General features: G+C 73.0%; 19 protein-coding genes. 4 read left to right on the top strand and 15 right to left on the bottom strand.

The annotated features are described in order from the left end of the window. The first annotated feature begins 71 nt into the window (after positions 1–71). Positions 72–728 (top strand): alpha/beta hydrolase, encoded by a 657-nt coding sequence (locus tag IEZ25_RS00770; protein ID WP_318151964.1) that lies wholly within the window; start codon positions 72–74, stop codon positions 726–728. 4 nt (positions 729–732) lie between these two features. Here IEZ25_RS00770 and IEZ25_RS00765 read toward each other — a convergent pair whose 3' ends face one another. From IEZ25_RS00765 to IEZ25_RS00745, 5 genes are all read right to left on the bottom strand, one after another. Then, positions 733–1,992: a serine hydrolase domain-containing protein gene (locus IEZ25_RS00765; RefSeq protein ID WP_191197500.1), complete on the bottom strand. Its 1,260-nt coding sequence runs from the start codon at positions 1,990–1,992 to the stop codon at positions 733–735. A 155-nt stretch (positions 1,993–2,147) separates the two neighbouring features. Further along, positions 2,148–3,671: a DUF2142 domain-containing protein gene (locus tag IEZ25_RS00760; protein WP_191197499.1), complete on the bottom strand. Its 1,524-nt coding sequence runs from the start codon at positions 3,669–3,671 to the stop codon at positions 2,148–2,150. Beyond that, positions 3,668–4,633 (bottom strand): lysylphosphatidylglycerol synthase domain-containing protein, encoded by a 966-nt coding sequence (locus IEZ25_RS00755; protein WP_191197498.1) that lies wholly within the window; start codon positions 4,631–4,633, stop codon positions 3,668–3,670. The genes IEZ25_RS00760 and IEZ25_RS00755 overlap by 4 nt, the downstream gene beginning before the upstream one ends. Beyond that, positions 4,630–5,352, bottom strand: coding sequence for a class I SAM-dependent methyltransferase (locus IEZ25_RS00750; RefSeq protein WP_191197497.1), 723 nt, complete (start codon positions 5,350–5,352; stop codon positions 4,630–4,632). The genes IEZ25_RS00755 and IEZ25_RS00750 overlap by 4 nt, the downstream gene beginning before the upstream one ends. Continuing rightward, positions 5,349–6,368, bottom strand: coding sequence for a glycosyltransferase family 2 protein (locus tag IEZ25_RS00745; RefSeq protein ID WP_191197496.1), 1,020 nt, complete (start codon positions 6,366–6,368; stop codon positions 5,349–5,351). Before IEZ25_RS00745 ends, IEZ25_RS00750 begins: the two co-directional genes overlap by 4 nt. Before the next feature lie 124 nt (positions 6,369–6,492). On the opposite strand from IEZ25_RS00745, the gene IEZ25_RS00740 reads away from it, so the two are divergent. Beyond that, a complete protein-coding gene (locus tag IEZ25_RS00740; RefSeq protein ID WP_191197495.1) occupies positions 6,493–7,884 on the top strand; it encodes a hypothetical protein in 1,392 nt (463 codons plus the stop codon). Here IEZ25_RS00740 and IEZ25_RS00735 read toward each other — a convergent pair. From IEZ25_RS00735 to IEZ25_RS00725, 3 genes are read right to left on the bottom strand one after another with little or no spacing between them, the layout of a single operon-like run. Beyond that, positions 7,802–8,791 carry a uroporphyrinogen decarboxylase/cobalamine-independent methonine synthase family protein gene (locus IEZ25_RS00735; RefSeq protein WP_191197494.1) on the bottom strand — a complete coding sequence of 330 codons (990 nt, stop codon included), beginning with the start codon at positions 8,789–8,791 and terminating at the stop codon, positions 7,802–7,804. The genes IEZ25_RS00740 and IEZ25_RS00735 overlap by 83 nt on opposite strands. After that, positions 8,788–9,903, bottom strand: coding sequence for a tRNA 2-thiouridine(34) synthase MnmA (gene mnmA, locus IEZ25_RS00730; RefSeq protein WP_191197493.1), 1,116 nt, complete (start codon positions 9,901–9,903; stop codon positions 8,788–8,790). Before mnmA ends, IEZ25_RS00735 begins: the two co-directional genes overlap by 4 nt. A gap of 13 nt (positions 9,904–9,916) precedes the next feature. Next, a complete protein-coding gene (locus tag IEZ25_RS00725; protein ID WP_191197492.1) occupies positions 9,917–11,098 on the bottom strand; it encodes a cysteine desulfurase family protein in 1,182 nt (393 codons plus the stop codon). On the opposite strand from IEZ25_RS00725, the gene IEZ25_RS00720 reads away from it, so the two are divergent. Together IEZ25_RS00720 and IEZ25_RS00715 are read left to right on the top strand one after the other, a co-directional pair. Next, positions 11,097–11,267: a hypothetical protein gene (locus IEZ25_RS00720; RefSeq protein WP_191197491.1), complete on the top strand. Its 171-nt coding sequence runs from the start codon at positions 11,097–11,099 to the stop codon at positions 11,265–11,267. The two genes, IEZ25_RS00725 and IEZ25_RS00720, sit on opposite strands and share 2 nt — an antisense overlap. Positions 11,268–11,294: 27 nt before the next feature. Next, positions 11,295–11,615 (top strand): nucleoside triphosphate pyrophosphohydrolase family protein, encoded by a 321-nt coding sequence (locus IEZ25_RS00715; protein WP_191197490.1) that lies wholly within the window; start codon positions 11,295–11,297, stop codon positions 11,613–11,615. On the opposite strand, the gene proB is transcribed toward IEZ25_RS00715, so the two are convergent. From proB to IEZ25_RS00680, 7 genes are all read right to left on the bottom strand, one after another. Next, positions 11,612–12,730, bottom strand: a complete 1,119-nt coding sequence (gene proB / locus IEZ25_RS00710; protein ID WP_318151963.1) for a glutamate 5-kinase — start codon at positions 12,728–12,730, stop codon at positions 11,612–11,614. The two genes, IEZ25_RS00715 and proB, sit on opposite strands and share 4 nt — an antisense overlap. After that, complete coding sequence (obgE, locus tag IEZ25_RS00705; RefSeq protein ID WP_224748253.1) at positions 12,727–14,298, bottom strand: GTPase ObgE; 1,572 nt, start codon at positions 14,296–14,298, stop codon at positions 12,727–12,729. The genes proB and obgE overlap by 4 nt, the downstream gene beginning before the upstream one ends. A 184-nt stretch (positions 14,299–14,482) precedes the next feature. Continuing rightward, entirely contained in the window at positions 14,483–14,737 is a 255-nt protein-coding gene (rpmA, locus tag IEZ25_RS00700) for a 50S ribosomal protein L27 (RefSeq protein ID WP_191197489.1), read from the bottom strand. 44 nt (positions 14,738–14,781) lie between these two features. Beyond that, complete coding sequence (gene rplU / locus IEZ25_RS00695; protein ID WP_191197488.1) at positions 14,782–15,081, bottom strand: 50S ribosomal protein L21; 300 nt, start codon at positions 15,079–15,081, stop codon at positions 14,782–14,784. Between the two features lie 214 nt (positions 15,082–15,295). Then, on the bottom strand, positions 15,296–18,652 hold the full coding sequence (locus tag IEZ25_RS00690) for an Rne/Rng family ribonuclease (protein ID WP_191197487.1): 3,357 nt from the start codon (positions 18,650–18,652) through the stop codon (positions 15,296–15,298). Positions 18,653–18,976: 324 nt separating this feature from the next. After that, entirely contained in the window at positions 18,977–19,705 is a 729-nt protein-coding gene (locus IEZ25_RS00685; protein WP_191197486.1) for a TIGR03936 family radical SAM-associated protein, read from the bottom strand. A gap of 24 nt (positions 19,706–19,729) precedes the next feature. Beyond that, positions 19,730–20,362 carry a class I SAM-dependent methyltransferase gene (locus IEZ25_RS00680; protein WP_191197485.1) on the bottom strand — a complete coding sequence of 211 codons (633 nt, stop codon included), beginning with the start codon at positions 20,360–20,362 and terminating at the stop codon, positions 19,730–19,732. Positions 20,363–20,448: the final 86 nt, after the last annotated feature.

Raw genomic sequence — 20,448 nt, 5'->3', positions numbered from 1 at the left:
ATCTCCACGACGGAGGTCCTCCCTCTCCCGTTCCCGCCCATCCGAGGCCGCACCTGCTCCGAAGGAGAGTCGTGAGCGACCCGCACCTGACGACGTACGACGCACCCGGCCGCACGCAGGCGATGGTGCTGGTGCTGCACGGCGGCAAGCCGCGTTCGCGCCAGGCGGTCGACGGGCGCAGCGCGTCGTGGCGTCGTGCCCACTGGCTGCAGCGCACCCTCGCACCACGGATCCAGGAGGCGGGTGCCGGCGTGTGGATGCTGCGCTACCGCGAGCGCGGCTGGAACGGTGGGCCCGACCGCTCCGACGACGCGCGCTGGGCCCTCGACCGCGTCCGCGCCGACCACGGCGACGTCCCGGTCGTGCTCCTCGGCCACTCGATGGGCGCCCGGGTCGCGGTGCACGTGGCCGACGACCCGTCGGTGCGCGGCGTCGTCGGGCTGGCGCCGTGGTGGTCGGCCGACGACCCCGTCGACACCATCGCCGGGAAGACGCTCCGCGCGGCCCACGGGCGGCGCGACCGCATCACCTCGTTCCGCGAGACCGCCCGCTACGTCGAGCGGGCTCGCGTGGTCGCCGACAGTGTCGAGCTCCGCGACATGGGCGCCCTGGGCCACTACATGCTCAGCGGGTCCGCCCGCTGGCACGAGGTCGCCGGCGACCTGGTGCTCGACGTCCTCGCGGCGGACGTGCCCGACCGGCCCGGCCGTGGCGGCCGGGCCGGCTGAGCGATCAGCCGACCGGCGTCCCGGCTGCGGTCAGGTCGACCAGGCCGGGCAGCTGCGCGAGCGTGGCGCGCTCGTCCCTCGCACCGCCCTTCGTGCCGTCCCCGCACGTCGCGTCGAGCGCGGTGTAGGCGAACTTCTGGACCAGCTTGGCCTGGGACAGAGCCGTGTCCTCGGTGTATCCGCGTCCCGTCAGGGCGATGGTCACCTGGCGGTTCCGCCCGAGGCCGACCGAGAACGTGAGCGTCCCGAAGCTGGCGCCGTCATGTCCCTGGACCCAGCCGGGGCCGGTCGCGCAGGGGCTGGGCAGCCGGTAGCTGCCCAGCGCGTAGGGCAGCCCGCCACCGTCGCTCACCGGCTCCTGCATGACACGTACCAGACGGCGCGGGATCAGCTCTCCCCGCTCCAGTGCCCTGCGGAACCGGTTGAGGTCACCGGCGGTGGAGACCAGCGCACCGGCCGAGGAGAAGAGCGACGGCTCGAAGGTGCCGAGGTCGAGGGTGCGCGCCGGGAAGCGCGCGTATTCGTGCAGGCCGGGCGCCGGCTGGTTGCGACGCAGCGCGAACGTGCTCGCGGTCATGCCGGCGGGGCGCAGCACCCGCTTCGCGACCAGGTCGCGCACCGATGACCCGGTGGCGCGCTCGAGCATCTGGCCGATCACGACGTAGCCGGTGTTGCTGTAGCCGAAGACACCCGGCTCGCCCCACGGCAGGCTCTGTCCCGCGGCGATGATGCGGCGATCGGTCCAGCGCTTCGAGACGGCGTCGACGAGCTGTGGGCCGGTCGTCGCGCTGCCGACCACCGCGGGCAGGTAGTCCGGCATCCCGCTGGTGTGGCTGAGCAGCTCGCGCAGGGTGACCGACTCGCGACCCGGCCACAGCGCGGGGTCCACGTCGCCGATCGCGGTGTCGAGGGTCCACCGGCCCTGGTCGACGAGCTGGAGCGCGAGCACCGAGACGAGCTGCTTGGTCAGGCTGGCGGCGCGGAAGGTGCTGCCGGGCTCGGCCGGGCGGGCGGGTCCTCGCTGTGCCTGGCCGGCGTCGAACGCCCAGGTGCGGGCGCCGCGGCGGACCTCGGCCGTCACGGCGACCGCCTTGCCCTCCGTGCGCAGGCGCTGCACCAGCCGTTCGAGCTTGCGCACCGGCATGCCGGCCGTGTCGGCGGGGGCGGTGGCGGGTGCGCTGCGGGCCCCCTCGACGACGGCGTGGGCCGCTCCTGCGGGCGCGGTCACGACCGCCAACGGGCCCAGCGCGACCGACGCGGTCACGGCGGCCGCCAGTGTCCGGCGACGACTGGCGTGTCCCGATCGATGGTGTGGGGCGGATGGACGATCGGTCACGGTGCGGTCTCCCTCGCTGGTGGATGTGGGTCCACGACTACCAGCCGCTACGAAAGGATGAGGCCCGGCGCGGCGGGCGGAGGTCAGCGCCGCGGCACCAGCTGGCCCTCGAGCGCGCGCAGGTCGGCCGTGTCCGCGCCCTCGAGGCGACCGACCGAGACGGCGCCGACGCGGTGGGGACCCGGGTCGAAGGCCCGGGCCCGGCGCACCATGACCGCGACGATGGCCGCACCGAGGACGATCACCACCACCACCAGGACCGGTGGCACTGGCCCCTCGACCGGCGAGAGCTCCTGCCGGCTGAAGATGTGCCGGTCCTCCAGCCAGACGAGTGTCGCTGCGAGCCACCCGAGCAGCACGACCGACCACCAGACGGCCACCCACCAGTCGCGCCGTCCGGCCGCGACGGTCCCCGGAGAGGCGGACCGCCACCAGCGCCCCACCCCCACCATCCCGACCGCCGTCGCCGTGGCGAGCAGGGGCATGGCCTGCATCAGGTAGCGGTCGTGGAAGCCACCGCCTGCCCGCATGAAGCCCACCAGGCTCCCCAGGGTCAGGCTCGCGTGCACGAGCAGGAGGCACCACACCGGGTCCCAGCGAACGCCGTGGCGACGGACCGACGCCCGGAGCGCGAGCGGGATCAGCACCAGTGCGGCCACGAGCGCGAGCGAGGTCGCGACGACGGGCTGCTCGAGCGTGCGGATCGTGAACAACCGGTCCACCGGGACCGGGGACCGCTCGAACTTCTCCAGCAGGGCGTCCTGTCCTGTGACGTCGCCGTAGAGGCGGCGGTTGCGGACGTAGAACCATCCCCAGGCCGCCGCCGGGACTCCTCCGACGAGCGCGAACACCGTCAGTCCCGGCCGCCAACCCGCCCAGGGGCCCCGGTGCCGACGTGCCAGCGCGACGAGCAGCACCGTCGAGCAGAGCGCGACGACGAGCACCCCCTGGGCCCGGGTGCCCGCCGCGATCGTCCCGGCGGCCACCGCGATGGCGACCCGCTGCGGCGTGACCTCCTCGCGCAGCATCCGCACGGTCATCAGGAGCAGGAGCACCGCTGATGCGGCTGCCCAGCCGTCGTTCTGCAGGTAGGACGAGCGCAGCACCAGCGTGGGAGCCGTCGCCACCACGACCGCCAGGGCCGCGACGGCCGGCCGGGCGGGCACGAGGTGGCGCGCGAGGATCCCGACCAGGTAGAGCCAGACGGCGAACCCGATCGTGTTCGCGATCCTCATCGTGATGACCATGCCGCTCTGGTTGACGTCGTGCAGCGCCCACCACACCGGCACCATCGCCAGGTGGAACAGCGGCGGGTGGTTCGCCGTCCAGATGTCCCCGTGCGCCTCGTCGCGTCCGGAGAACTCCTCCGCTGTGAGGGGGAACCGCGAGGGGTCGTCGACGATGTCGGTGTCGATGGTCGGCAGGCGTCCCTCGGCCAGCGAGGCGACGTATCCGACGTGTGCGGGCTCGTCGTTGGCCCAGCTGGGGACCCGCGACATCAGGGCGACCTGCACCCCGACGAAGAGCAGCAGACCGGCGGCGAGCAGCGGCAGCGCGTCGGGCCGGTCGGCGACCGCGCGGGCGGTGCGGCGGATCCTGGCGATCACGAAGTGCCTCCCATGGGTGTGGTCGTCGACGCGCTGGCCTCCGCGACGCGCACCGGGACGGCGCCGCGCGGACCGCGCGTGCGAGCGGCGTACGCGGCCAGGCCGGCGACCAGGAAGTCCGCGAGGGCGTGGGCGACCCGCGAGAGGAGGGCCACCGCAGCGGCCTCCGGGACGCCGAGCGCGGGCGAGAGCAGCGCGACGAGGACGGCCTCCCGAGCGCCGACGCCGGCCGGCGCGACGACGACGAGCACGCCGATGGCATGGGCGAGTGCGAACGCAGCCGTCACGCCGACCAAGCCTGGCGTGCCGCCGGCGACGGGCACCACGAGCAGGAGCGAGGCGCCGTAGAGCACCCACACGAGCGCCATCAGCCCGACCGTGCGCAGCAGCTCCGCTCCCCCGAACACCGCGCGGACGTCGTTGCCGGCGAGCCTGTCGGCGAGCCAGCGCACCACGGGCGGTGCCAGCAGAGCCGCACCGGCAGCCATCGCGCCCCACGCCCACGCGACGGCGACGCCGCGCGGCAGGTCGACGGCCCCGAGCGCGGACAGGAGCCCGCCGACGAGGAGGCCGCTGGCGGTGTGCACGAGGAGGAACAGTGCGGATGCCGTGACGCTGGAGCGGGCGGGCACGTCGTGACGCCGGCCGAGCTGGGCCTGCGCGGCGACGCTCCACAGCGAACCGGGGACGTACTTGCCGAGCTGTCCGACGAAGAAGACCGCGGCCGCATCGCGGGCGCCGACGTCCGAGCCGACCCAGCGCAGCAGCAGCCGCCACAGGAGGCCGGTCAGGGCGAGCCCGGCGGCGGCGCACAGAACGGCGCCGACCGACCGGAGCGGACCGACGCCGGACGCCGCGTGAGCGATCTCCCCCCAACGGCCGCGGAACCCCCACCAGGCCAGGGCCAGGGTCAGCAGGACGAAGAGCCAGCGGGCCGCGCTGAGGGCTCGCTGCCGGGTCACGCGACCCCTGGGGGCGACGAGTGGAGGAGGGCGGTGCGGGTCGGGTAGGGCAGTGCCGGGGTGAGCCCCCGGGTCATCGTCATGGTCAGCCGGTCCCCCGCGGTCGCCAGCGCGGTGTCGATGGCGTCGACGTAGCGCCGGCGGTCCACGTTGTCGAAGACGATCACGCCGCCGGGCGCCACTCGCTCGACGGCGCGAGCCAGGCACGCCTCGCGGGCGCGGCCGTCGATGACGACCAGGTCGAACTCCCCCGGTACGTCGTCGATGGCGGCGACGTAGTCGGCGAAGTCCATCCGGTCGTGGCCGGGCTTGGCGGACGCGACGAGCGGCGCATCGGTCGTGACCGGCTCGACGATCCGGAGGTCGACGTGGGCCGGCAGCCGGGGCGCGAGCACCTGTGCCCAGCCGGCGTGGTGCTCGACGGAGTGCACGGAGCCGGAGCGGGCGGCGAGCCACAGCGTCGAGGCTCCCGAGCCCCACTCGAAGACCCGGGCACCGGGGTGCTCACGCAGCCAGGTCTCGACCCGGTCGGCGGAGTCGAAGGTCCACCACGGCACGTCGAGCCGGCCGAGCCCGTCGACGTCGTGGATCGCGAGGAGCGAGACCAGCCAGGTGGCCGTGCGCGACCGTGGCGCGCGGCGCTGCAGGAGGGACAGCACGCCGAGCACGCGCAGGGGCGCCTCGAGCGCGCGCACGAGCCGGACGTAGAGCGCCTTCACCGGATGCCCGCCTGCCCGTGCCGGTGCCGCACCGCCGGCACGGGCCGCTCGATCGACGGCGTGGCCGGCACGCGCAGGATGTCGTAGCGGGCGCGCTTGGTGTGCTCGAGGTTGGTCTCGATCAGGGCGCGGTTGGTGCGGATGAGGTCGGAGACGATGCCGAGCATCGCGCACAGGGACGACACGACGACGAGGGCGGCGCCCACCAGGAGCGACTGCACGTGCCCGCCCCCCTGCCCGGCCGCGGCCAGGACGGCGTACCTCACGTAGGGCGCGATGCCGAGCAGCCCGAAGAGCACTGCCATCGCGCCGAAGATCACGTAGGGGCGATACATCACGTAGGCGCGCACGATCGCCGCGCCGGAGCGGAAGACGTGCTGGCGCGTGGAGGAGAAGAGCCGCGACTCGCGCGTCTTGGCGTTGGTGATCACGGGCAGGCTCGTGATGGCGAGGTTCTTGTTGCCCGCCTGGATGATCGTCTCCATGCAGTAGCTGAACCGGGTGACGGTGTTGAGCCGCATCAGCGCCTCGCGCGAGTAGGCGCGGAACCCGCTGGCCGCGTCGGGGAGCTCGGTGCGGGCCGCGACGTTGACGACCTTCGAGCCGAAGCGCTGGAGCGCCTTCTTGGCCGGGGAGAAGTGGTCGATGAGGCCCACCTGCCGGTCCGCGACGACGATGTCGGCCTCACCTCGCAGGATCGGCTGGACGAGGTCGGCGATGCGCTCCTGCGGGTACTGGTGGTCGCCGTCGGTGTTGACCACGATGTCCGCACCGATCGCGAGCGCGTGGTTGACGCCGTCGGTGAAGGACCTGGCCAGCCCCTGGGTGCGGTGGTGCCGCACGATCTCGGTCACGCCGAAGGACCGGGCCACCTCGACGGTCCGGTCGGAGCTGCCGTCGTCGATGATGACGACGACGATCTCGTCGATGCCGGGGATCGAGTCCGGGATCGAGGAGAGGACGAGCGGGAGCGTCTCCTCCTCGTCGAGGCAGGGCACCTGCACCACGAGCTTCACGTCGGCGACGCTAAGCACGTCCCGGGACCCGCGAGCCTCGCCCAGGTGACGCGTCGGCGAACGGTGGGCGAGCGCTCGGCCACAGGTCTCGATCCGGTCACGATCCGTGTGGACAATGACGCGCATGCCCCGGCGGCTGCTCCCCCTCGTGCTGTTCGCCCTCCTCGCGTGCGTCTACGCCCTCACCACGAACCCCGCTCCGAGCCCCGATGCGTGGACCGCGGAGTTCGCCGCGCGCCACATCGCCACGACCGGCGACCCGGTCCCCGAGATCTCCGACTTCCCGCTGCTCGACGACAACGTCATCCGCGAGACATGGCTCGTCGAGACCGCCGACGGCCGCGAGGCGGTCGGCCGGTCGCCGGGCGTGATCGCGGCGGTCGTCCCGGCGTACGCGCTCGCGCGACCCGCGACGGTCGACCCGTTGCCCGGCGGCCTGACCGCGGCACTGCTCACCGCGCTGGCCGTGGTGCTGTTCTTCCTCAGCGTGCGCGACCGGATCGGCACCCACGCCGCGCTGGTGGCCGCTGGCATCCTCGGCTTCGCGACGCCGGTGTGGTCGGTCTCCGCCGACGCGATCTGGCCCCACACCCTGACCACGCTCGGCATCCTCGGCACGGCGTGGGCGGCCGACCGGAGCCGCTGGTGGCTGGCCGGTCTGTTCGGGGGCGTGATGCTCTGGGGTCGGCTGCACGCGGCGGTGGTCTGCGCGGTCGTCGGGCTCGGGCTCGCGTGGTCGCGGCGACGGCCCGGGATCGCCCTGCGGACGGGCATCGTCGCGCTCGCCTCGCTCGGTCTGGTGTCGGTCTGGACCCGCTGGATGTACGGCTCGTGGGACCCGACCTCGGCCTACCGGGCGGGCGACTTCACCAGCGGCGCCGCGGGGCACGCGCTCGACCCGCTCAACTGGCTCGGCTTCGTGCTCTCCGCCGACCGCGGACTGCTGTGGTGGGCGCCGCTCCTGCTGGTGCTCGGCCCCACCGCGTGGCGGCACCGGCGCGAGCTGCCCGACTGGGCGCGCTGGCTCGCGGCGGGCGGGGCGTCGTACACCCTCGGCCAGGCGGTGCTCAACCGCTTCAGCGGCGGCGACCACTTCTACGGCTACCGCACCAGCCTCGAGCTCGTGGCGAGCCTCGCCCCGGCGCTGGCGCTCGCGGCGCCGTGGCTCTCGGAGCGGGCGCGGAGGTGGTTCGTGCCCGTGGCGGTGCTGCAGGTCGTGCTGGTCGCCCCAGGCGCGATCTCCGACGACATGTACACCCCGGTCCGCGACGTGTGGTGGCGCAACGCCTTCGTCGACGCGCTCGTGACCCGGCCGACCGAGCTTCTGCCGCTCGTCGCCGGCACGATGGTCGCGACCCTCGTGGTCGTCCGTCTGCTGCACACCACCCGGGTGACGCAGTGGCTCGACCGGGCCGATCGGTCGGGCGCGACCCTCAGAGGTTGCGCGCCACCGTCGCCGCCAGGCGGACCGCTCGTGCCGCCCATCCCGGAGTGGCGCCCGCCAGCCCGCAGGTAGGGGTCACGAGGAGGTGGTCGCGCACGCCCTCCGGGTCGAGGCCGAGCATGTCGAGCCAGCGCTGGACACGCTCGGTGAGCCGCGCGTCCGAGGGCTCCGTGGCCGGGTCGGTGGAGGGTACGACGCCGAGGGCGGCGCTGCGACCGCTCTCCAGCACCTCGGCGAAGGTGTCGAGGTCGGCGGGTCCGAGCACGTCGAGGTCGGCGGAGAGCCCGTGCGCACCGGTCCCGGCGACGAGGGACCACGGCGTCTGCGGCGCGCAGGAGTGGACCCACGCCTCACCGCCCGCGTCGGAGATCGCCGCGACCATCCACTCGAGATGGGCGGACGCCTCGGGCAGGTCGACCCGGCGGTGCCGGCCGAACCCGCTCGCGGTCGGGACCTGGGCGTTGACGACGGCCGCGAGGGCAGGCTCGTCGACCTGCACGATCCAGCGGTCCACGCCGCTGATCCGGCGCCGGAGGTCGGCGAGGTGGACCGTGATGCCCTCGGCGAGCGCCTGCGCGAGCTCGCGCCGGGCGCCGTGGTCGCTGAGCACCTTGTCGCCGCGGGGCTTCTCGACGGTCGCGGCCAGGGTCCACGGCCCGGCGACCTGGGTCTTGAACGTGCCGGTGTAGTCCTGCGCGAGCTCCTCGACGGTGTCGAGGTCCTGCGCGAGCAGGGACCGGGCGCGACGGTGGTCGACGCCGCTGGTGTCCGTGAGCCGCCAGCCGGCCGGCTGGAGGTCGGCGGCCAGACCGTCGACCACGGCGAGCGCGCGACCGGTCATCGCGGCGGTCACGCCGCGACCCGGCAGCTCGGGGACGTGCGGGAGGTCGGGCAGCTCGCCGAGCACGAGCCGGACCGCCTCGGCGTACGCGTCGTCGGAGTCGCCGGGCATCGACCCGACGCCGGTGGCAGTCGTCATGCGTCGCTCATCCGGGCAGCTGCGACGGGCCGGGTGGCGGCGATGGTGGCCGAGCCGACGACGCGGGTGCCGTCGTAGATCACCGCGGCCTGGCCGGGCGCGATGCCCTCGGCCGGGTCGAGCAGCTCGATGTCGACCTCGTCCCCCTCGACGGTGACGACCGCGCGGTGCTCGCGGCCGTGGGCGCGCAGCTGGACGGTGCCGTCGACGCGCTCGGGGACGGTGCCGCACCAGCGCGGCCTGATCCCGGAGACGTGGTCCACCGCGAGCCGCGCGCGCGGGCCGACGGTGACGGTGCCGGTGACCGGCTCGATGTCGAGGACGAAGCGCGGCTTGCCGTCGGCCGCCGGGACGCCGAGCCGGAGACCGCGACGCTGGCCGATGGTGAAGCCGTAGGTGCCGGTGTGGCTGCCGACCGTCTCGCCCGTGGTCGCGTCGACGATGTCGCCGCCGTGGTTGGGTGCGCGGTCGCCGAGCTTCTCGCGCAGCCAGCCGGCGTTGTCGCCGTCGGCGACGAAGCAGATGTCGTGGGAGTCGGGCTTGTCGGCGACGAGCAGCCCGCGGCGCTCGGCCTCGCGGCGCACGGTGGGCTTGTCGGTGTCGCCCAGGGGGAACATCGAGTGCCGCAGCTGGCCCTGGTCGAGCACCCCGAGGACGTAGGACTGGTCCTTGCCGTGGTCGACCGCGCGGTGCATCTCGATCAGCCCGTCGGTGCCGGTGCGGAGCTGCGCGTAGTGGCCGGTCGCGACGGCGTCGAAGCCCAGCGCGAGCGCCCGGTCGAGGACCGCGGCGAACTTGATCTTCTCGTTGCAGCGCAGGCAGGGGTTCGGCGTGCGGCCTGCGGCGTACTCGTCCATGAAGTCCTCGACCACGTCCTCGTGGAAGCGGTCGGAGAGGTCCCAGACGTAGAACGGGATGCCGATGACGTCGGCGGCGCGGCGGGCGTCGTTGCTGTCCTCGATGGTGCAGCAGCCGCGGGCCCCGGAGCGGTACGACGCCGGGTTGCGGCTCAGCGCGAGGTGCACGCCCGTGACGTCGTGGCCCGCCTCGACGGCGCGGGCGGCGGCGACAGCGGAGTCCACCCCGCCGGACATGGCGGCGACGACACGCATCAGCGGTCCGCTCTCATCGCGACTTCGCCGCGCGGGCGCGCTCCACGACCGGGCCGATGGCCGCGACGAGCGCGTCGACGTCGGCGGGCGTGGTGGTGTGGCCGAGCGAGAAGCGCAGCGAGTGCCGGGCCTCGTCGTCGGTGCAACCCATCGCAAGAAGGACGTGGGACGGCTGCGGTACGCCGGCCGAGCAGGCCGAGCCTGTCGAGCACTCGATGCCCCGGGCGTCGAGCAGCATCAGCAGCGAGTCGCCCTCGCAGCCGGGGAAGCCGAGATGGGCGTTGCCGGGAAGCCGCAGCGGACCGGTCGGAGCACCGTGCAGGTGGGCGTCGGGCACCACCTCGACCACGCGGCGGACCAGGTCGTCGCGGAGCTCTGCGATCCGGATCGCGTGGTCGTGCTGGGCCTTGACCGATGCCTCCACCGCCGCCGCGAGACCCGCGATCGCCGGGACGTCGAGGGTGCCGCTGCGGATGTCGCGCTCCTGCCCGCCACCGTGCACGAGGGCACTCACGGCCAGGTCACGGCGTACGACGAGGGCGCCGACGCCGTAGGGGCCGCCGACCTTGTGCCCGGTGAAGGTCAGGGCGTCGACGCACGACGCGGCGAAGTCGACCGGCACCTGCCCGACCGCCTGCACGGCATCGGTGTGGACCGGGATCCGGTGCTCGGCGGCGAGGGCGACGACCTCGTCGATCGGCTGCAGCGAGCCGACCTCGTTGTTGGCCCACATGACCGAGATCAGGGCCACCGAGCCCGGGTCGCGCGCGATGGATTCGTGCAGGACGCTGATGCGCAGGCGGCCCTCGGAGTCCACCGGCAGGAGCTCGACCTCCGCACCGTCGGTCTCGGCCAGCCAGTGCAGCGGGTCGAGGACGGCGTGGTGCTCGATCGAGGTCGACAGGATGCGGGTGCGGCGGGGGTCCTCGGCACGGCGCGCCCAGAAGATGCCCTTGAGCGCGAGGTTGTCGGACTCGGTGCCGCCGGAGGTGAAGACGACGTCGGCGGGGCGCGCGCCGATCATCCCCGCGATGGACTCGCGCGACTCCTCGACGACGCGTCGGGCACCACGGCCCGAGGCGTGGAGCGAGCTGGCGTTGCCCACCCCGGCGAGCTGCCGCGTCATCGCCTCGACGGCGACCGGCAGCATGGGCGTGGTCGCGGCGTGGTCGAGGTAGACGAGCGGCTGGGTCATGACCTGCCAAGCCTACGCGGCCACCTCCGCGATCCCGCCCCGCGTGGCCACCTTCACACCCCGTTCGCCCGGACGGAGGAACCACGTCCGCGTCCGGACCCCGGAGGAGCGCCGGCCGTACGCCGAGCGCCTGGCCGCCGCGCTGGACCTTCCCCGCTCCTTCGGCTGAGGACGTCGCTGCGGCAGGATCACGGCCATGGAGTTCCAGCAGATGCAGGAGCGAGCCCGATCGGTGCGCGCGCGGTACGCCGAGGTCGAGGCGAACGCCTACGGGCGCTCGTGGACGACCGAGGAGATCATGCTCGGCTTCCTCGGCGACGTGGGCGACCTGGCCAAGCTCGTGCAGGGCAAGGCGGGCGTGCGGCCTCGCGATGACCTCGACGAGGCGCTGGCACACGAGCTGGCCGACTGCCTCTGGAGCGTGCTGACCCTCGCCGACGCCTACGACGTCGACCTGGCTGCGGCGTTCGGCAGCACGATGGACGAGCTCGACGAGGTCCTCGCGGCTCCGGACTAGAGCAGCACCAGGTCGTCGCGGTGGATGACCTCGCGCTCATAGGCCGCGCCCAGCGCGGACTTGAGCTCACTGGTCGAGCGCCCGAGGAGGGTGGGCAGCTCGTCGGCGTCGAAGTTCACCAGCCCGCGGGCGACGACGGTCCCGTCGGTGGCCAGCAGGTCGACGGCGTCGCCGGCCACGAAGGTCCCGCCGACGGCGGTGACGCCGGCCGCGAGCAGCGAGGCGCGACGTTCGACGACGGCACGCACCGCGCCGTCGTCCAGCGTGAGCGTGCCCTGGCCCGAGGTCGCGTGCGCCAGCCACAGCAGCCGGGTCGGACGCCGCTTGCCGGTGGCCTCGAAGTGGGTGCCGACCTCGGCGCCCGACAGCGCGGCCGCGGCCTGGTCGGCCGAGGTGAGCAGCACGTCGATGCCGGCGCCGGTGGCGATCCGTGCGGCATCGACCTTCGTGGTCATCCCGCCGGTGCCGACGCCCGAGGAGCCGGCAGAGCCGATCACCACCGAGGCGAGGTCGGCGTCGGAGTGCACGACCGGGACGAGCCGGGACCCCGTGCGGCTCGGCGGGCCGTCGTAGAGGCCGTCGACGTCGGAGAGCAGGACGAGGAGGTCCGCGTGCACCAGGTGGGCCACGAGCGCAGCGAGCCGGTCGTTGTCACCGAAGCGGATCTCCGAGGTCGCGACCGTGTCGTTCTCGTTGACGATCGGGAGGACACCGAGCTCGATCAGCTTGGCGAAGGTGTTGTGGGCGTTGCGGTAGTGGGCACGCCGGGTGACGTCGTCGACGGTCAGCAGGACCTGTCCGGTCACGATGCCGTGGCGGGCGAACTCCTCCTGGTAGCGGTGCGCCAGCAGACCCTGGCCCACCGACGCGGCGGCCTGCTGCGCGGGCAGCGCGCTCGGACGCTTCTTCAGCCCGAGAGGCGCGAGACCTGCCGCGATCGCACCCGACGACACCAGGACCACCTCCGCGCCGGCATCGCGGGCGGCCGCGAGAACCTCCACGAGCCGGCGCACCCGCCCCGGGTCGATCCCACCCGCGGCGGTGGTCAGCGACGACGAGCCGACCTTGACCACGATGCGCCGAGCAGCGCGCACCAGCCCCGCGCGGTCGCTCACTCCGAGTCCTGCTCCCCGCCCCAGTCGGGGTCGTCCTTGCTGCCGATCTCGTAGGACATCGGACCGACGCCCGAGCTGCCGGTGCTGCGCGTACGGCCCTTCTTGCCCTTCGCCTCGTCGAGGCGGCGGGCCACGTCGGCGCGCGCCTCCTCCTCGGCCTTGGTCTCCATCGCCTCCGCGATGTCGCGGCGACGATCACGCGCGGGTCGGACCTCACGCAGGCGCTCGTCCTCACCACGACGGCCGAGCATCTCGGCACCCGCCTCGATGCTGGGCTTGAAGTCGAAGACGACCGAGTTGTCCTCGGGGCCGATGAGGACGGTGTCGCCCTCCTCCGCGCCGAGGGCCACCAGCTTGTCCTCCACCCCGAGCCGGTTGAGCCGGTCGGCGAGGAAGCCCACGGCCTCCTCGTTGCTGAAGTCGGTCTGTCGCACCCACCGCTCGGGCTTGGTGCCGCGCACGCGCCACCCGTCCTCGGTCGCGACGACCTCGAAGTCGGCACCGCCGTCGACGGCCTGCGGGCGCAGCACGATGCGCTGGGCCTCGACCGCGGGCTGCTCCGCACGGGCGGCGGCCACGATCTCGGCCATCGCGAACGTGAGCTCACGCAGGCCCGACCCGGAGGCGGCACTGACCTCGAAGACCCGGAGGTCGCGGGCGCGCAGCTCCTCGACCACCATGTCGGCGATGTCCTGGCCGTCGGGCACGTCGACCTTGTTGAGCGCGACGAGACGGGGCCGGTCCTCGAGCCCGCCGTAGCGCGACAGCTCGCCCTCGATGATCTCCAGGTCGTCGAGCGGGTTGCGGCCCGGCTCGATCGAGGCGGTGTCGACCACGTGGACGAGGGCGGCGCACCGCTCGATGTGGCGCAGGAAGTCGTGGCCGAGGCCGCGACCCTCCGCAGCACCCTCGATGAGGCCCGGCACGTCGGCGACGGTGAAGGTCGTCTCGCCCGCGGTGACCACACCGAGGTTGGGCACCAGCGTGGTGAACGGGTAGTCCGCGATCTTGGGCCGCGCGCGCGAGATGGCGGCGATCAGTGAGGACTTGCCGGCGCTCGGGAACCCGACCAGGCCGACGTCGGCGACGACCTTGAGCTCGAGGCGTACGTCGAGCTCGTCCCCGGGCTCGCCCAGCAGCGCGAATCCCGGGGCCTTGCGCTTGGAGGAGGCGAGGGCCGCGTTGCCCAGTCCCCCACGACCACCCGCCGCGATGACGAGGGTCGTCCCCTGGCCCACCAGGTCGGCCAGCACGTTGCCTCGGCTGTCCTTAACGAGGGTGCCGTCGGGGACCACGAGGGTCAGGTCCTTGCCGTTGCCGCCGTTCTTGTGGTCTCCGGCGCCCTGGCCACCGTTCTCCGCGCGTCGCTTGGGGCTGTGGTGATAGTCGACCAGGGTCGTGACGCTCGTGTCGACCTCCAAGATGATCGACCCGCCCTGACCACCGTTGCCGCCGTCGGGGCCACCGAGCGGCTTGAACTTCTCACGGTGGACCGAGGCCACACCGTTGCCACCTCGTCCGGCTGCGAGGTGCAGCGTGACGTGGTCGACGAACGTCGGGATGGCCATGGGATTCCTTCAATTCTCTCGGTGGTTGAGGTGCGAGCGGAGCGAGCCTCGAAACCACAAAGGGCGCCCCGATCGGGGACGCCCTGTGGTGGTCGGACTTCAAGACGAGTCGCTCAGCTCCTCGCAAGCTCGGATCTGAGCCGAGCTCTCCTCAATCTCCCGCCCTTGTGTCGACTTCGCAGGCTCAGTCGACGGGCGTGATGTTGATGACGCGGCGACCGCGGCGGGTGCCGAACTCGACGGCACCGGCCTGCAGGGCGAACAGGGTGTCGTCGCCGCCGCGACCCACGCCGGTGCCCGGGTGGAAGTGCGTGCCGCGCTGACGGACGATGATCTCGCCGGCGCCGACGACCTGGCCGCCGAAGCGCTTCACGCCGAGGCGCTGCGAGTTCGAGTCGCGGCCGTTCTTGGTGCTCGCGGCACCCTTCTTGTGAGCCATTGTTCAGTCCTTCTGGAAGAGACGAGTCGACCTCGAGCGAGTGCTCAGAGGGAGATGTCGGTGACCTTCACCTGGGTGTACTTCTGGCGGTGACCCTGGCGCTTCTTGTAGCCGGTCTTGTTCTTGTACTTCTGGATGATGATCTTCGGGCCCTTGGTGCGGCCGGTGACCTCGACGGTCACGCTCGCCTTGTCGAGGCCGGTCGCGGTGACCTTGTCGCCGTCGACGACCATCACCACGGGCAGGGTGAGGGTGTCACCGGCTGCGGCCAGCGCGTCGATCTCGATGACGTCGCCGACGGCAACCTTCTGCTGCTTGCTGCCACTGCGCACGACTGCGTACACGGCGAGTCACTCTCCTCGATGCGTTGCTGCGGGTTTGACGACTGGTCTGAAGAAACGGGTCTGCGCACGACACCGCCGTGAAGTCCATGTGGAGCTTCGGGCGACTACGCCGCGGGGCGGGCGCGCAGGGAAGGTGTGCTGGACACCGACGGTCAAGAGTACGGGATCGGGTGGCGACCGGGCAAAACGACGTCCGCCGCCCGGTGCCACGTCGTCATCGCTTGCGCGAGCCCTTCTTCTTGATCGGGACGTGCTCGACCACGGGGGCGTCAGCGGCGCTCGACTCCGCGTCGGCGCTCGGCTCGACGTCCGCCGTGCCCGGCTCCACGGTGCCCGACGAGGGCACGACGCCCACTCCGGACGCCGCCGGCAGGTCGGGGACCACCGGGGGGCCGGCCGGCCGGCTGGCGGAGCGACGGCGCGTACGCGTGACGACGCGCGGCTTCTCCGGCTCGGTCACTGCCTGCTCCGGCTCGGCCGGGGCCTGCTCGGTCACCGCCTGCTCCGGCTCGTCAGCTGTCTGTTCGGCCGCGACGTCCTCGGCGGGAGCGTCCCCCGTCGCAGCGTCCTCGACCGCGGTGGCGTCGTCCGCGGACCGGGTGGGTCGCTCGACCGTGTCGACCTGGGTGGACACCTCGACAGGAGCGCCGGCGGCGTCCTCGTCGGCGTCGGCAGAGGTGTCCTCGCTCGGCTTCTCGTGACGTGCCATCGCGGCCACGTCCTTCGGCGACGGTGCGTGGTGCTCGGCCGGCCTCCCGTTTCCGTTGCCGTTGCCGTTGCCGTTGCCGTTGCCGTTGCCGTCACCGGACGCGTCCGCGTCCGACGAGCCACGGCGACCGCGGCGACGGTTGCTGCGACGGCCCTCGCCGCCGGCGTCGTCGGCCTTCGCGTGGGGGTCGACCGGCTGGTCCTTGATCACGACGCCGCGGCCGTGGCAGTGCTCGCAGTTCTCGCTGAACGACTCGAGCAGTCCGGTGCCGATGCGCTTGCGGGTCATCTGGACCAGGCCGAGCGAGGTGACCTCGGCGACCTGGTGCCGGGTGCGGTCGCGGCCCAGGCACTCGACCAGCCGGCGCACGACCAGGTCGCGGTTGGACTCCAGGACCATGTCGATGAAGTCCACGACGATGATGCCGCCGATGTCGCGCAGCCGCAGCTGACGCACGATCTCCTCGGCGGCCTCGAGGTTGTTCTTGGTGACCGTCTCCTCCAGGTTGCCCCCGGAGCCGGTGAACTTGCCGGTGTTGACGTCGACGACCGTCATCGCCTCGGTGCGGTCGATGATCAACGAGCCGCCCGAGGGGAGCCAGACCTTGCGGTCGAGCCCCTTGTGGATCTGCTCGTCGACCCGGTAGGTGGCGAAGATGTCGCCGCCCGTCGCGCCCCGCTCGAACTTCTCGACGCGCTCGGCGAGGTCGGGGGCCACCGACTCCACGTAGTCGCGCACGGTGCCCCAGGCGTCGTCGCCCTCGATGACGAGCTTGACGAAGTCCTCGGTGAAGAGGTCACGGACCACCTTCAGGGTGAGGTCGGGCTCCCCGTAGAGCAGCTGCGGGCCGGATCCCCGGTTGGTGGACTTCTTCTCGATGTCCTCCCAGCGCGACTTCAGGCGCTCGACGTCGCGGGTGAGCTCCTCCTCGCTGGCGCCCTCGGCCGCCGTGCGCACGATGACGCCGGCGGTGTCGGGGACGATCTCCTTGAGCAGGGTCTTGAGGCGGTTGCGCTCGGTGTCGGGAAGCTTCCGCGAGATCCCCGACGTGGTGCCGTCCGGGACGTAGACGAGGAACCGGCCGGCGAGGCTGACCTGGCTGGTCAGGCGTGCGCCCTTGTGGCCGATCGGGTCCTTGGTGACCTGCACCAGGATCATCTGGCCGCTGGACAGGACCGACTCGATCTTGCGCGGCTGGCCCTCCTTGTGGCCGAGGGAGGACCAGTTGACCTCGCCGGCGTAGAGCACGGCGTTGCGGCCCTTGCCGATGTCGATGAAGGCGGCCTCCATCGACGGCAGCACGTTCTGCACCCGGCCGAGGTAGACGTTGCCGATGAGGGAGGTCTGCGACTCGCGGGCGACGTAGTGCTCGACGAGCACCTTGTCCTCGAGGACGCCGATCTGGGTGAGGTCCTCGCGCTGGCGGATCACCATCACGCGCTCGACGGACTCGCGGCGGGCGAGGAACTCGGCCTCGCTCACGATCGGGGCACGACGTCGGCCGGCCTCCCGTCCCTCGCGGCGGCGCTGCTTCTTGGCCTCGAGGCGGGTCGAGCCGGAGACCGCGGTGATCTGGTCCTCGGCGGAGCGGCCCTTGCGGACCCGCGTCACGGTGTTGGGTGCGTTGTCGTCCGACCCGCCGTCCTCGCCGGCACGGCGACGACGACGGCGACGCCGTGACGTCCCCTCGCCACTGCCCTCGGAGCCGTCGGGCTCCTCGTCGGTCGAGCTGCCGGCATCGCCGGAGTCCTCAGTGGTGTCGTCCGAGCCGCCCTCAGCGCCGTCGGTGCCGTCGGACGACTTGCGACGGCGACGCCCACCGCGGCGGCGACGGCGGCGGGCGTTGCCGCCCTCGCCGTCCGAGCCGTCGTCGTCCGTGTCGGCCTCGGAGTCCGACTCGGAGTCCGTCTCGGAGCCGGTCGCGGACTCGCTGTCCGGCTGGTCGCCCTGGGCAGCCGTCCCCGTCGACGACTCGTCGTCCTCGTCGTCCTCGATCGCGGGCACCTCGACCGGGGCGTCCTGGGCGCTCCTGCGGCCGGACGTGCGGCCCTTGCCCGACTTCGCGGGCTTCTCGCTCGCGTCGGCCGCGGCGGGCTTCTCGCTCGCCTCGGCCGCGTCGTCGGCCTGCTCGGCCTCGGCGGGGGTCGGAGCGGCCTTCTTCGCAGCCCGCTTGCGCGGCGCCCTCTTGGTGGGCGCGGCGTCGACGGTCCCGTCGGCGCCCGCGTCGGCGGACTCTGCCGTCTCGTCACTCTCGGCGGTCTCGACGGGGACGGGGGCGGGCGCGGCCTTCTTGCGCGTGCGGCGGGTGGTCGTGGTGACGACCGGCGCCTGGAAGAGGACGGCGTGGCCGGTGGCGGCGTCGTCGGTCTCACCGGTGTCGTCGGCGGCTGCGGCATCCTCCGCGGCGGCAGGCGCCTCGGCGGCCTTCTTGCTCGTGGCGCGCTTCGCCGGGGCCTTCTTGGTGGCCGACCTGCGCGTGGTGGCCCTCTTGACCGGGGCGGCGGACTCGGCCGCCTCGACGGCCTCGATCGTGGCAGCGGTCTCGTCCGGGACCTCGTCCGCGGCGGCGGGCGCCGCCTTCTTCGCCGTGGACTTGCGCGCGGCGCTCTTGCGGGCGGGCGCCTTCTTGGCGGCGGCCTTCTTCGCCGGCGCCGCGTCGGGCGCGGCGTCCGTGGCTGCGTCGGCGCCCTCGTCGGCCGGCGCCGGGGCGGCGACCTTCTTGGCAGGCGCCTTGCGCGTGCGACGCGTCACGACGGGCGCGGGGGCCTCGGCCGCTGCCGTCGAGCCCTCCGGCGCGGCCGGCGCCTCGCCGCTGGAGTCGGTCCCTGAGTCGGTGCGGCCGGGCTGGTCTTCATCGAGCATGTGGTGCTCCTCGGGCACCGAGACGGTGCCGATACGGCGTCCACCGTCCTCGCCGGGCGAGAAGGGAGACGCAAAGCTTCTGTGGCGGCGACCCCTCCGCAGGATGCGTCTCCGAGAAGCTGATCCATCACCTGCCGCGGTCGCCGGGCCACCACGGAGTCGCTGTCACCGACTCCTGCTGGCCGCGTCGCGGTCCGGTGACGTCCACCCGCTCGGGGTGCCGCCCACACCTGGCAGGCAGCGAGAACGTCGTCGGCTCGACGTATCCCGGCTCTCGTCGGGGCGTCGAACGTGGCGAGTATCGCACACGATCCGTGCGGATCCCTAGGTGCGAACCGCCAGCGGGTCGCCGATGTCGCCCGAATCGGTCAACGGCCCCTGGGCCAGGCGGGTCATCAGCGGCGACTCCCCCGCCTCCAGCGACGCCACCGAGGCCAACCCCCGGAGCACGTCGTCCGGACGCACCGCCGGAGTGCCGTGGCGCAGCACGACCTCGATCGACGTCCGTCCCTCGGGCGCGTCGTCGGCGGGCAGGACCACCAGCGAGACGACGGCTCCGCGCGCGTCGAACTCACGCATGCCCTTCTTGGTCATCCGCTCCACCAGTGCCTCCTCGGCGTCGAGGAAGCGAGCGACGGCACCCACCGTGGTCCCACGGTCGGCGGCCAGGTCGATGCGCCACCGGCTGCCCTCGAGCAGGTCGGCCAGGGAGCCGCCCGGCGACTCGACGACCTCGATCACGTCGAGCCCGGGCGGGAGGGCCTCGTCGAGCATGGCGTGGACGTCGGCCGGCACGACGACCTCGGCGAGCGCCAGCTCGAGGTACTCGGCCTCGCTGGCCGAGCCGGTGGGCGCCGCACCGGCGTAGGAGATGCGCGGGTGCGGGTTGAACCCGGACGAGTACGCCATCGGCACCCGCGCCCGGAACACCGCGCGCTCGAAGGCGCGACTGAAGTCGCGGTGACTGGTGAAGCGGAGGCGGCCGCGCTTCGCGTAGCGCACGCGGAGGCGCTGGACCGGCGGGGCTTGCTGCTCGGGTTGCTGCTGGGGCACGGCTCGGGACTGCTCTCTGGTGGGTCAGGCGGGCTTGCGCGCGACGAGGCAGAACTCGTTGTAGGGGAAGAACCGCCCGGCGAACCTCGGGAACGGGAAGCTGTAGTTCTTCTCCACCACGAGCCCGAGGCGTTCGGCGAAGGCAGCCATCTGGGCCCCGTCGGTGAAGTGCACGTGCGTCGCGTCGGTGGTGTAGCCCTTCTCCTGCGGGCAGATCATCATGACCTTGCCGCCCGGCCGGAGATAGGGGAGGTAGGCCGACACGACCCCCTCCCAGTGCTCGGGCTCGATGTGCTCGAGCACGTGCGCGACGAGCATGCCGTCGAAGGACTCGGGCACGGCGACCTCCGCGCCGCCCATCCACTCCTCGGACGTGTAGGCCTCGAGGCCGCGTGCGCGGCACTCGGCCACCGACTCCGCGTTGTGGTCCACCCCGACCGAGCCGGCGCCGAGGTTGAGCAGGTTGCGGCCGATCCCGCAGCCGACGTCGAGAGTCCTGCCCAGACCCTGTCGGTGGAGGTTCCAGCGATAGGGCCGCTGCACGTCCAGGACCTGCTTCCAGCGCGCCCCGCTCAGGTCGCGCAACCGGTCCGCGTACTCCTGCGACCGGGTGTCGGGCGCGTGGTGGTCGGGCTGGTCCGCCGAGGGATTGCTCATGCGCCGCACCCTAACGCGTGCCCACCGGCCCGGACACACACATCCGCACGGTCCCCACCGGCCGCCGATGGCGGATTTTAAGGGAC

This window comes from Nocardioides hwasunensis (assembly GCF_014779665.1).
Classification (GTDB): domain Bacteria; phylum Actinomycetota; class Actinomycetes; order Propionibacteriales; family Nocardioidaceae; genus Nocardioides; species Nocardioides hwasunensis.
This window is presented reverse-complemented; position numbering and strand designations above follow the sequence as displayed.